Source organism: Tenacibaculum agarivorans (assembly GCF_001936575.1).
GTDB lineage: Bacteria > Bacteroidota > Bacteroidia > Flavobacteriales > Flavobacteriaceae > Polaribacter > Polaribacter agarivorans.
In genome coordinates this window covers 48,261-61,532 of record NZ_MSMP01000012.1, presented here as the reverse complement: position 1 = coordinate 61,532, position 13,272 = coordinate 48,261, and the positions used below count along the sequence as shown (strand labels likewise).

Below are 13,272 nucleotides of genomic sequence, written 5' to 3'. Positions count from 1 at the left end.
TTGTATTTTTGTTTTATATCAACGTCACCACTTATGAATAGAAGTTATCTTGTAGTTACAATTTTAGTGTTTTTGTATGGATGTGCAAGCTATAATGCTAAGTATACCGATCCTAGTACCTCAAAAAAAATAGAACGTTCTTCTCAACCCACATATTCTTTTTACTTAATTGGTGATGCGGGTAATGCAAAAATGGGAGAAAGTATTGTTTCGTTAGATTTTTTCTCAAAAGAACTTGCAAAAGCTCCAGAAAATAGTACTACCGTTTTTTTAGGTGATAATATTTATCCTGTAGGTATGTATCCTAAAAAACATAAAGATTATAAACTGGCAAAACATCGACTTCAAACTCAACTTGATGCCATAAAAAATTATAAAGGTTCTCCTATTTTTATTCCAGGAAATCACGACTGGTATAATGGTGTTGATGGATTAAAAAGACAAGAAAAGCTAGTAGAAAAAGCTTTGGGAAAGGGTTCTTTTTTACCTGAGAATGGCTGTGGACTGGATAAAGTTGATATTAATAACAATCTAACTTTGATTACTATTGATAGTAGATGGTTTATCATGAATTGGAATGAAGAACCTAAAATAAACGACAATTGTGATATTAAAACACGTGAACGTTTTATTGAAGAGTTGTGGAGTTTATTTAAAAAGAATCGCTACAAGAATGTTGTTGTTGCTTTACATCATCCTCTATATTCTAATGGACCTCATGGAGGAAGCTTTTCTTTTAAAGATCATATGAAACCTGTTCCTGTTTTAGGTACGTTAAAAAATATGCTTCGTTCACATGTTGGTATACAAACTGATAACTTCCATCAACAATATCAGGATTTTGTTCGCCAAGTTGAAACTATTGCCAACGATTTTAAAAACAATATTGTATTTGTAAGTGGACACGATCATAATTTACAATACATAGAAAACAATGGATTTAAGCAAATAATTAGTGGATCAGGCTCAAAGCAATCACCAGCATTAGTGGGGTACGGTGCTCAATTTACCTATGGAAATTATGGATATGCTAAACTAAATTTTTATGAAGACGGATCTGCAATTGTAGAATATTATGCTGCTAATGATAAAGATCAAAATAAATTATTATTTAGTAAGCAAATTATAGATCCTGTTCAACGAAAAACAGATTTTGATTTTTCGGAATATAATCAACATAAAAAAGAAATCACAACATCTTTATATTCTAAAGAAGCTATTGAGGTTGGTAGATTCCATAAATTCATGTGGGGAGATTTAAATCGTGAAAAATACGGTAAAGATGTTACTGTACCTGTACTAGAATTAGATAAAGTGCATGGAGGTTTAACTCCTATTCGTCGTGGTGGAGGAAACCAAACAAACTCTTTGCGTTTGGAAAATCCTGATGGTAAACAATATGTACTTCGTTCTATGTACAAAGACGGAAGTAGAATTATGGGAGGTGTTTTAAAAGGAACTTTCCTTGTAGATGTAGTACAAGATATCTTTACTATGTCGCACCCTTATGCTGCTTTTGTAATTCCAGATATGGCTGAAGCTGCTGGAATTTATCATACCAATCCGAAACTATACTATATGCCTAAACAACCAAGTTTAGGGGTTTACAATGATATATTTGGAGGTGGTTTATATTTATTAGAAGAACGCCCAGCAGGAGATAGAGACGATGTGGCTACTTTTGGAAATTCGAAAAAAATTATTAGTACTTATGATGTTTTAGAAAAAATCAGAAAGAATGGTAAACATAGTATTGATCAGAAATTCACTGTTCGTTCTCGACTTTTTGATATGGTAATTGGTGACTGGGATAGGCATGAAGACCAATGGAGGTTTGCTTCATTTAAAACCGAAAAAGGTACTACATATTACAGACCAATACCAAGAGATAGGGATCAACCCTTTTCTAAATTTGATGGTGTTTTAATTCCTCTATTTAAATTTTACACCCCCATTGTAAAGAATATGCAATCTATGGATTATGATATTCAAAACATGAAATGGTATAACAATTATCCTCGTTTTTTTGATGCTGAATTTTTAAATCAATTAACATTACAAGATTGGCTTGCTGAAGTTGATTATATCCAGAAAAATCTGACTGATGAAGTTATTGAAAAATCGATTCAACAGTTTCCAAAAAGTATTTATGATATAGATGGTAAAGAATTAATTGCAAAAATTAAATCAAGGCGAAATAAACTGAAAGACATTGCAAAAAGATATTATGAAAGACAAGCTAAAAAAGTTCAAATAGTTGGAACTGATAAAGACGACAAGTTCATTATTAAACGTTTAAATGATAATGAAACGAGTGTAGAAATCTTTAGAAAAGACCATAAAATATACTCACGAACTTTTTTAACTAAAGAAACCAAAGAAGTACAATTGTATGGATTAAATGGAGAAGATGAATTCTATATTTCTGGTGATGTAGATGATGGTATTTTAATTCGATTGATTGGTGGTCATAATCATGATACATATGAGGACACTTCTTCTGTATCTGGCTGGAGTAAAAAAACTAAAGTTTATGATTATGTATCAAAGAAAAATACTGTTAAAGGAGGAAAAGAGCTTGCTGACTTACGACAAGACAATTACGATAAAAACACCTATAACCATAGAGATATTGAAAATAACACCACTTTAGTATTTCCTAGTTTCGGAGGAAATCCTGATGATGGTTTAGCTCTTGGCGTTTCCATTACACATACTCGTCAAGGTTTCAAAAAAAGACCTTTTGACAATCAGCATACCTTAACTGCTAACTATTTTTCTGCTACTGAAGGCTTTGAAGTGAGCTACACAGGTGAGTTTACTGAATTTATACAACAATGGAGCTTAGAATTGAACGCTAGAGTTACGAGTAGCAATTATGCATTTAACTTTTTCGGTTTTGGTAATGAAACGGTATTTGATCAAAATTTAGATTTAGACTTTTACCGTGTAAAAAGAGAAGAATTTTCTTTCATGCCATCTTTAGTAAGACGCTATATCTGGGGAAGTACATTAAAATTAACTGGAAGCTTTGAAGCGATTAAAGTTGAAAACACACCCGGTAGAAATATTACAGATTTTAGCAATGGAGTTACCAATATCTTCGATAGAAATTTCTTTGTAGGTGGTGAAATTAACTTTAATCACACAAGAGTTGACAATCAGAGCTTTCCTTCTAAAGGAATGAATTTTGATTTGACTATGGGAGCTAAAATGAATGCTGATAATACTGACAGACATTTTGGATATTTAAAAACATCTCTAGCTATTTATCAAAATTTAGTTCCTAATAGAAGTTTAGTATATGCTACTGAAATAGGAAGCCATCTTAACTTTAAAAATAGATTTGAAATTTATCATGCTGTAAGTTTAGGAGGAAACAGAACATTACGTGGCTACAATGTAAATAGATTTACAGGTACAGAAAACTTCTATCATACTAACGATTTACGCTTACGCCTAGGTAGCTTTAAAGCTTTTATTCCTATGCGAGTTGGGGTAACTGGAGGATTTGACTATGGTAAAGTATGGAGTCCATTTGCTAATGCATCTAATGTTTGGAATTCAAGCTACGGTGGTTCTTTTTGGCTTAGTGGTTTAGATATGTTTACCGCTAACCTTGCTTTATTCAATGGTGATGATGGAAGTCGATTTTCTTTTAGTTTAGGTTTTAATTTTTAAGAGATGAATCAACAAATTACAATACTTATCGCAGGTTCATTTGGTTTTTTATCTATCCTATTAGGCGCTTTTGGTGCGCACGCCTTAAAAAAGAAATTAACGCATGAACAACTCACCAGTTTTGAAACTGGTGTAAAATATCAGATGTATCATGCTATTGTTTTACTAGTACTAGGATTGAACTTTAATCCTTCATTTTCAAGTGCTATCCTCCTATTTTCTATAGGCGTTATTCTTTTTTCTTTTAGTATTTATGGATTGGTTTTATCTGATGCTTTCGGTAAGAAAATGAAATTTTTAGGTCCAGTGACACCTTTAGGCGGATTATGTTTGCTTATAGCTTGGGGATTATTAATAATGAATACTGTGATATAACCACAGCCTTTGCAAAAATAATTTGATCTGCTACAAATATAAAGTGAGTACATCTAGTTTAAATTTTCTGATGTATTTTTAGCTTTATATATTTTAATAATTTGCATTTAAAATCAAAGAATATTATAACCCTTTGGCTTGTTTTTTTGACAACAAGCTTATTTTCCTACAACTCAAATATTCAAGAAACCATTGATGCTAAAGCATATGGTATCGATAGTATTACACCTGTAAATGAAAAAATTTCATTAGCAAAGACCTATACAGACAGAAAACAGCACTTCAAAAGTTTAGCACTCATAAATGAACTCATTAAATCATTACAAGAAACTAATGATATTAAAAACTTGGCTGTAGCTTATAATATTAAAGCGAAAAATTTAATCGATGCTGATCAAGTTAAAACAGGAGTTGAATTTTGCCTCAATACACTACCAAAAATGGAATATGATAAGGCTCCTTATTATCAAGAAATGTGTCTTAATTGCGGTATCCTTTTTAATCGTAATAATCAATTTAAAAAAGCTTATGAGCTATTTAGTAAAATAGAAAATCCTAATATTCTAAAAACACCTGTTTTTATTTACAATTATGGTTTGGTTTTAATGAGTAATAAACATTATGATAAGGCGTTACATTATTTTAAAGAAGCGTTATTCTTGAGTAAGAAAAAAAATCGCTTAGACTTCACTAATGTTATCCATAATAAAATTGCAACGCTACACGTTTTAAAAAAAGAGTGGAAGAACGCCTCTGTGTATTTAGATTCTGCTTACCGCATGCTTAAACATTCAACAAGCATACTAGACAAAAAAGAGATACTACAAACACAATACCATTATTTTTCAGACCAGCACTTACTATCAGAAGCAAGCACAACAGTAGGACTAATTGAAAATCTCAATAATGCCGTATATGATTACAAGATTCAACAAAAAACTAAAGAACTTTCTACCTTAAATAATAGAAAAAACAAGTTGGTTAAAAGAGTATCTATCATTAATAAAGAATTAAAAAACACCAATGAAAGAAAATTAATTATATACATTATATTATTATCTATTTGCATGGTAATGACTTCGCTTACTTTATTAAATATTTACGCTAATACTAAATTAAAGTATAGCAAAATAGTAAACGAACAAAAGTTACTTTCGTCTCAAATGACTCCTCATTTTATCTTTAACGCTTTATCTATTTTACAAGGTATGGTATTAAATGATGAAAGTAACAAGGCTTCAAATTATTTGTCTAAATTTCAAAACATAATGGCATCTTTAGTACATAAAAAACCTAATACTTTTGTTTCGCTAAAAGAAGAAGTAAAACTATTGGAAGATTATGTCGATTTACAAAATTTAAGTACTCAAAAGAATATTTTATTGTCTATTAATTTTGACAACATTGAGAATAAAGAAATTACGATACCTACCATGATTTTACAACCTTTTGTTGAAAATTCGATTATCCATGGTTTTAAAAAAGAAATAGAACATCCTACTATTAACATCACTTTTAAAGGTGTAGAAAAGCACATTTTATGTATCATTACCGATAACGGTGTTGGTTTAACACCTAATAAAGAAAAGCCAGCAAAGAAAGATGGAAAATCCTCTTTAGCTACAGAAATTGTTAAAGAACGACTTTCTATTTTATCCCAGAAAATGAAAGGGAATTTTAACATCAATATTAAAGATTTAAAAAATCAAGGTAAACAAGGAGTTCAAATTATCATTAGTCTACCTTATTTCTCTAACTCGAATTAAATTATTATCCCTTTGAAATCCCTTTATAACATCATTTTTCTCTTTCTATTCCTTACCAGAGGGTTTTTCTTGACCTATGCTCAAGAAAATATTGAAGAATTATTTTCTAATCGTGAATATGATAAGATCATTGAGCTTTTAACCGCAAAGCAATCTTCTGAAGAACTTACGTTCAATGAGTATTATATACTTTCAAGATCTTATGGAAGAACAAAAAGATTTGGAAATGGTTATGTTTTAGCTAATGAATTTGTAAAAAAAGCCAATGCTGCAAAAGATACTCTTCACCTTCTAAAGGCTTTTAATGTTAAAGCTGAGCATTTAACAGATCTACTTAAAGTTGAAGAGGGCGCAAAATTTTGTGATTCTATTACCCCTTTTTTTAGAGAAAAAGATTCCGTTCAATTTATGAGTTTGTGTTTTAAATGTGGGGTCCTTTATAATTATAATGGACAACCTAAAAAAGCATATGCTGCCTATAAAAAAATTACAAGACCTGCATATCAAAAACTCAACCTATACACTAATAATTTCGCTATAATACTTCAAAAACTAGGAAGACATAAAGAAGCAATAGTATACTTAAAACAAAGTTTAGCGCATAATAAAAAAAAGACTCCTTTTCAAAACCCTAGTATTAATATACAATATAGCAACATTGGGCTTAGTTATTTAAATACAGGAAATTATGAAAAGTCTAAAATATACTTAGATTCTGCCTACAATTCTTTAACTCCTTTTAGTGAATTACATAATAAAAAAAGTATTTTCAATAATTACTATTTATTATATGCCCAAAAAAACAATACAACTTTAATGCGACAATATTTAGATAGTGTGCTTGCCATTAATGAACAAAATTTAAAAAATCAAATTGACGAACAAATTCTTTCTATTACCTCAGCGAATAAAAAAGAAATGGTATTAACTAAACGAGTAAAGTTAGTCAATACAGAACTTAATCAAACAAAAGAAAATATACTTAAAATGATTAGTGTTTCACTAACTATTATATTAATTTCAATAATTGTTTTCTTCATTTTTAGGTATAGAAATATTCAAAGTACATATAAAAACCTTTTAATAGATCAACGGTTGAACTGGATCAAATTAAAACCTGATTATATTTCAAACTCTTTAGCATCCATGCAAGAAATGATAGCTAATAAGGATCCAAAAAGTGTTCGATATCTTTCTAAATTTTCTAAGTTGTTACGTGCTATTCTAGAACATTCTAGACAACCTTTGATTGAAATTTCTGATGAAATACAAACCATTATCTTTTTCTTAGAAACACATCAACTCAAAGAAGATAGATCCTTCACATTTGAAGTAAAATCGGGTAATAATCTACAAGATGTTGAAATAGATATTCCTCCAATGTTAATTCAACCATTACTTGATATTGCTATTAAAAATTGCGAATCTAATGAAATAACGGCTCCTAAAATTACTATAGAAATCACGTTTAAAGAACACGTTTTGTCTTGTATCATATTAGATAACGGTTTACCACTTGATGCCAGTAAAAAGGACATTCGAGCAGAAATAAAAAAAGTTAAAGACTTACTGTATTTCTTTTTAAAGTTACTGAATTCCAATACTAATTTGTCTTTTAAATACGAAGATAATCACAATAAAACAACTATACTATTACCATATAAAATAGCAACTTAATTATGATAAAAGCTTTAATAATAGAAGATGAACTATACATCAGAAAAGGGTTAAAATCAATGATTGATCTATTAGATAAAGACATTGATATTGTTGGTGAATGCGAATCTGTACAAGAAGCAATTACAGTAACCAAAGCCTGTAAACCTGAGCTTATTTTTTTAGACATCAATTTAAAAGATGGTATTGCTTTTGATTTTTTAGATGAAGTAAAAGATCTTAATTTTAAAGTAATTTTTATCACTGCTTACGATCAGTATGCTTTACAAGCTATTAAAAATGGTGCTATTGATTATATATTAAAACCTGTTGATATTGATGAGCTTAGCAATGCTATTGATAAGATTAAAGATATTCCTTTAGAAAACAAAGAACATTTGGCGATTGTACAACAGCAATTGGTGCATAAAAAGAAGGAGCATCTTGTGCTTCGCTTACAGGAAGGCTATCAAATTATTAGATTTGATGCATTAATGTACTGTAAATCAGACAAAGGATACACTACATTTTATACCAGCGATAACAAATCGTATTTAGCATCTAAACCTATAAAAGATTTTGAAGATCAATTACCTGATGAATTGTTTATTCGTACACATCAGTCTTATGTGGTAAATCTTAAGTTTGTGGACAAATACGATAAAACAGGATACATATTTTTAAATTCTGGTGTAAAAGTTCCGGTATCTACTAGAAAAAAAGAAGAGTTTGTTTCTAGGTTATTGTCGTAGTATAGTAGTTATATTGAGGAATTGAGATAGTTAAAAACTATAGGGGTTTAATTAGTTAGTAGATTATTATAGTAAAAAATTAAGTAAACATATCAATAAATTAATCATTACCCATGATCAATTTATTGATATACTCTTTCTTAACTTCAAAAAGTCCTGTATCTCTATCACCAATATAAAAATTGATTATGCTACCACTTTCTAATAATGCATTTATATTTTCTTTTACTTCTTCTTGACTTAAGGGATTGAGATCAGGGTTAGTTTCTATAAATTTAAAAAACTTCCATAATGAAAAAAGTATACTACTATCTTTTTTAAAAAAACTATCATATTCACAAGTAATCTCGTCTTTAAAAACACCACACCCTATACCATGAAATTTATAATTGTAACTTTTAAATGATCCTTTTTTAGGTAACTCTTCACCCAAATATTCACATATTGAACCTGTTAAATTATGTTCTTTTAATAATTCCGATTCGAAAGTTTTTATAAATCCTATGTAACTATCTAACTCTCTTGATGTATACAATGTAATCAACATCTTTTTAATTAAATTTTAATCAAAATAATGTAAAAAACACATTCTTCAAAAAAAATCAAAAAAACATAAAACTACTTCGAATATATACTCAATCGTATCACTTCTTTTTTAGGCCATTACAGCAGACTTATCCTCTATTAACTTAGCCTAAAAATAAAAAACCAATGAAAACATTACAACGTATTGCGCTATTAACTGTAGCTTTATTTACTTTTGGAAACGTACATGCACAAAAGCTAAAATCTTTCGGAAGTTCTATTGAGAAAAAAATAGGATTTGTAAAAAAGAAAGTACCTTATACCGATGTAGTAAGTTATTTAGGATATGCAGCCCCTAACACTGAAGACGAAGTTAAAAACGGTAAAAAATTCTATTACATTTATGTATGGGTTCCTGTAGTAGCTCCTGAATTAGGATTACGAATGATGTCTCCTGCTAAAAAAGTAAAAGCTAAAAATCCAATTAAAGGAAAAAATTACGATGCTAACGCTTCTTCTGATGATTTTTTTGATACCTATATTACTTTAGAAAGATCGGATGTTATTACTAAAAAAGGTATTAAAAATGCAGCAGACGCTAATTGGACTGTATTAGCTAGAAATGACGATAGTAGTGAAATGCCTAAGCAACCTAGCGGAAGCAGTTACAATTCTTTATTACGATATAAAAGTAAAACTGGTAGTCCTACCAAGGCATTAACAAGAGGTTTATACAGAGTAGGTTTCACCACTTTTAAAAGAGGAGAAGTTAAAGGAACATTTATTGCTCAAATCGGTTCTCCTGTAAAACTACCAGGTGTAGTAATGGCTAAAACTGTTGATGAGTTAATAGCACATATGTAATAATATCTTTGATTGGATGTTTATTTAATGATGAGTTCTTATCATTAATTCAATTCTAGGGATGTCTTTTAGATATCCTTAGTTTTTGATTATGCCTCTTAAATAAAAAAGAAAAGGTTACCTGAGTATAAATAATATGAAGAAAAATCTTAGAAAAGTCAACAATTACAATGGTAAAACATCTATTCTTATTACTTATAAGAACAGTACTAATTTCAACGATAGTATCGATACTTATGTTGTATTTCTTCATTGAACGTTCATTCGCTAATCAACCTGTAGAAAGGCACTGTGATATGTCTGGAGTTTTGTATGTTCTTCTAATCGCACACCATTTCATACTTGTATTACTATCAATTCCTATATTCTTAAATCTAAAAAGAAAAATCAATCAAAATTATAGGTATTCTTTTTTAAGTTTTTTCGGTTTACATATACTCTATTTTACATCTTTCTTTCTATTTTCAAAGGCTGGAAATGAAACTCCTTTTATGTTTTTCTTGATGAGCATTCCTTTTTTCATCATTTACACTTTAGAGTTTATTCGATTTAGAAAGAAACTCTCAACCCCTGAATTTACAACTCATGAAAACAACTGAAATTGAAAAAAATGAGATTTCACAACCAGGTTGTGCAAATAACTTTTTCATATTCTTAATTTTAATAGCCTATATCTGTTCATTAATTGCCTGTGTCATGCTTCCTTATTTCGCATTTTTCGAAGGCGAAAACTCGACCTCAGAAAGAACAACTATATGCATTATAAGTATCATAGCTTTTGGTATTAATATATTTTCGATTAAAGCCTTATCTATTGTAAATGGTGGTGCTTTACCCGAAACTAAAAAATATCTCAAAAAACAGACAACCAAACCTTTAGTAACTTGGCATTATAATTATCAAGAATGGGTAAATTTCTATCAAAAACAATTCAAATCAATACAAACTACAGCAATTATTGTCCTATTAGTCTACTTAACTATATGGATAGTGATATATATAGCTAACGAATATCATAATGCTGTGCTCTACTTTTTCACACTCATTACTTCATACAGTAGTGTCGTTTTCTATCTCTTTGCAAAAGATAACTTTATTAAAAAATGGAAAAACATCTTGTTAGCTTCACAAAGAAAGATTGAGATATACAAACAAGGTATTTTAATTAATGATGAATTTATGATACCTCTTACTGGACATTATGTAAGATTATTAGATGTAGAAATAGCCTTGGAAAAGAAAAGCTATTATCTAACTTTTACCATAAATACTATTGCTGGTGAATATCCTGAAAGTAATATTCATAAAAGGAAAATACTCATCCCTGAAGGACAATTGGAAGCCGCTAAAAAAATAATTTCTCGATTTACACTTTACAAACGCTAATAATGTATCAAATATAGATTTACGGATAGCAAATATCAATTGTCATCTCTTAAATATCTAAAGACACAATACTTTAGCTACTATAAGTAATTATAAATAAATCATAGTATGTGTTTAAAAAACTGTAACGTATTTCTATTCTTTTTAATGATAACGACACACTCTTTAATTGCTCAGGTATACACTTCTTGGGATAATGTAGTAACTAAACGTTTTGGTAAAGAAACTATTTTTACCTCTAGAGAAGATAAGAAACCATTAAATGGAGCTTATAAAATTTCTGAAAGTAGTGGAGCTTATGCAGATATTACTTTTAAAAATGGAAAAATAGATGGTACATATACCAGTTATGATTTTTCAGGAAATAAATCTTCTGAAGCAAATTATGTTAATGGAAAAATAGAAGGGAAACAAATTTCATACTTCCAGAACGGAAAAGTTCAAGAAGAAACTAATTATAAAAATGGTCTTAAAGACGGTACCTGGGTAACTTATGATAGAAAAGGAACTATTATTAGAACTGAAAAGTATAAGCAAGATAAAAAAGATGGAAAATGGACAAAAAGGTTAAAGAATCCAGCAGAAAACACCATTATATTGGTTACTGAATATTATAAAAATGGAGATCCAACTGGACATTGGTTAGAAAAATTAGATGATGGAAAACTAAGACAAGAAACGATATACAGCAACCCTACAGATTATGTAAAGAAAAGTTATCATTTAAACGGAAAAATTGCCGAAGAGCTACAAGTTAAAGAACGAAAAAAGAACGGTATTGCTTCTTATTTTACTCCGGAAGGTATTTTACAATTCAAAGTAAATTATGATAATGATTATATCGTCTACAAAGAAGAGTACTTTGATAATGGTACTTTAAAAAGTAAAATAGCATATCAATATGGTAGAATTAATGGCCCATGTGAAAAATACAATGAAGATGGAATTAAAATTGAACAAGGACAATACGTAGATACTTATAAAAGTGGTGTATGGAAAACGTATGAAGGCAAAAAAGGAAGACAGATTTCAGCATTGACTTACAAAAATGGAAAACTAAATGGTGTAGGTAAGTTTTACGATACTAAATCTAAAACTGTTGAAATGGAAGGGAATTACTTAAGCGGAAAAAAACATGGTATTTGGAAACATTATGATCCAGCAGGTGAATTAATTAAAGAAGAGGAATACAACAAAGGGAAACAAATCTCTGAAAAAACATATAATTAATTATGTTTACATTATGAGGGGTTACTTTTCTATACTTTTTATACTCTTTACAACGTACTTTGGTTTTTCACAATCAACATCTCAAAAGGAACATACAATTATTGAGTCTATAGATCCATCAGAGGAGTCGTATTACTACGTAACTGCAAAAAACGGACTCAATGTACGTAAGAACCCTAGGTTATCCTCTACAAAAAAGACAAAACTCCCCTTTGGTTTACTTGTAGAAAAAATAGCGAATACCAATGCGAAACTCACAGTAAAGGAAAGGAATAAAGAAGTACATGGTAAATGGGTAAAGATTAAGTATAATAACTATACCTATTTAATTTCTGATAGAAAAGACACCTACGAAGAAGAAGGTTATGTTTTTGATGGATATCTAAAAAATTTATACCATGATAATGTACTTAACATTCAAAAAATAGAGCGTGAAAAATATACAACGTTACTAAAAAAAGCACATAAAGAAACACCAAAACTTGTAAAAATAGGCACATTAGATGCTGTAAAAACAACACTAAGAAACCGAATAGATTGGGTTACCGAATTTAAAGATAGCACCTATGCCAGAGAAGATGTTATAAAAAGTATTACACTACATAACGGAAAAAAATTATTAGTAAATAATTTATCTGATGAAATTGGTTTCGCTGAAGGTTGGTCTGGATACTATCCTGAATTTGATATCCTTTTACTAGAAGGAGGTCACGCTAGCGATGTAAGCTTTAATATAAGGACAGGAGAGACAACATTAACTACTGGGAATCCTGAATATATTGTATACTCTCCAAAAAAGAAATATCGCTTAAACGGGTATCATAGTGGTCAAGAATGTATCTCTTTCTTTTTACAAATACGAAAAGGAAACACCTATGAATATGTAACCAAATTTAATGACAATCTTGAACTTTGTACATATGAGGAATTTTTCTGGATTAATGATCAAGAATTTATTTATCAGATAAAAAATTATACTAACGATAGTATTCATGGCATAAAAGAATACTATATCGGAAAAATTAAATTATAAAGAA

10 protein-coding genes are annotated in these 13,272 nt (G+C 29.5%); 9 read left to right on the top strand and 1 reads right to left on the bottom strand.

Annotated elements, in window-relative coordinates; translation table 11 throughout:
* The first annotated feature begins 33 nt into the window (after positions 1–33).
* The 5 genes from BVC87_RS11025 to BVC87_RS11005 all read left to right on the top strand — a co-directional run bounded on the left by BVC87_RS11025 (position 34) and on the right by BVC87_RS11005 (position 8,230).
* Positions 34–3,681 carry a metallophosphoesterase gene (locus tag BVC87_RS11025; RefSeq protein ID WP_075342436.1) on the top strand — a complete coding sequence of 1,216 codons (3,648 nt, stop codon included), beginning with the start codon at positions 34–36 and terminating at the stop codon, positions 3,679–3,681.
* A 3-nt stretch (positions 3,682–3,684) separates the two neighbouring features.
* On the top strand, positions 3,685–4,056 hold the full coding sequence (locus BVC87_RS11020) for a DUF423 domain-containing protein (RefSeq protein ID WP_075342435.1): 372 nt from the start codon (positions 3,685–3,687) through the stop codon (positions 4,054–4,056).
* Positions 4,057–4,202: 146 nt separating this feature from the next.
* Positions 4,203–5,822 (top strand): histidine kinase, encoded by a 1,620-nt coding sequence (locus tag BVC87_RS11015; RefSeq protein WP_075342434.1) that lies wholly within the window; start codon positions 4,203–4,205, stop codon positions 5,820–5,822.
* A 12-nt stretch (positions 5,823–5,834) separates the two neighbouring features.
* Positions 5,835–7,499, top strand: a complete 1,665-nt coding sequence (locus BVC87_RS11010; protein ID WP_143569765.1) for a tetratricopeptide repeat protein — start codon at positions 5,835–5,837, stop codon at positions 7,497–7,499.
* Positions 7,500–7,501: 2 nt separating this feature from the next.
* Entirely contained in the window at positions 7,502–8,230 is a 729-nt protein-coding gene (locus BVC87_RS11005) for a LytR/AlgR family response regulator transcription factor (protein ID WP_075342432.1), read from the top strand.
* Positions 8,231–8,330: 100 nt separating this feature from the next.
* Here BVC87_RS11005 and BVC87_RS11000 read toward each other — a convergent pair whose 3' ends face one another.
* A complete protein-coding gene (locus BVC87_RS11000) occupies positions 8,331–8,777 on the bottom strand; it encodes a DUF6896 domain-containing protein (protein WP_075342431.1) in 447 nt (148 codons plus the stop codon).
* A gap of 164 nt (positions 8,778–8,941) precedes the next feature.
* Between BVC87_RS11000 and BVC87_RS10995 the strand changes: the two genes are divergently transcribed.
* The 4 genes from BVC87_RS10995 (at position 8,942) to BVC87_RS10980 (ending at position 13,268) form a co-directional block, all read left to right on the top strand.
* The gene (locus BVC87_RS10995) at positions 8,942–9,619 is read left to right on the top strand and encodes a Lipl32 family lipoprotein (RefSeq protein WP_075342430.1); all 678 of its coding nucleotides are present in this window, start codon (positions 8,942–8,944) and stop codon (positions 9,617–9,619) included.
* A 585-nt stretch (positions 9,620–10,204) separates the two neighbouring features.
* Positions 10,205–11,005: a hypothetical protein gene (locus BVC87_RS10990; RefSeq protein WP_075342429.1), complete on the top strand. Its 801-nt coding sequence runs from the start codon at positions 10,205–10,207 to the stop codon at positions 11,003–11,005.
* A 147-nt stretch (positions 11,006–11,152) separates the two neighbouring features.
* The gene (locus tag BVC87_RS10985) at positions 11,153–12,235 is read left to right on the top strand and encodes a toxin-antitoxin system YwqK family antitoxin (RefSeq protein ID WP_159439346.1); all 1,083 of its coding nucleotides are present in this window, start codon (positions 11,153–11,155) and stop codon (positions 12,233–12,235) included.
* Positions 12,236–12,248: 13 nt separating this feature from the next.
* On the top strand, positions 12,249–13,268 hold the full coding sequence (locus BVC87_RS10980; RefSeq protein ID WP_075342427.1) for an SH3 domain-containing protein: 1,020 nt from the start codon (positions 12,249–12,251) through the stop codon (positions 13,266–13,268).
* Positions 13,269–13,272 lie beyond the last annotated feature (4 nt).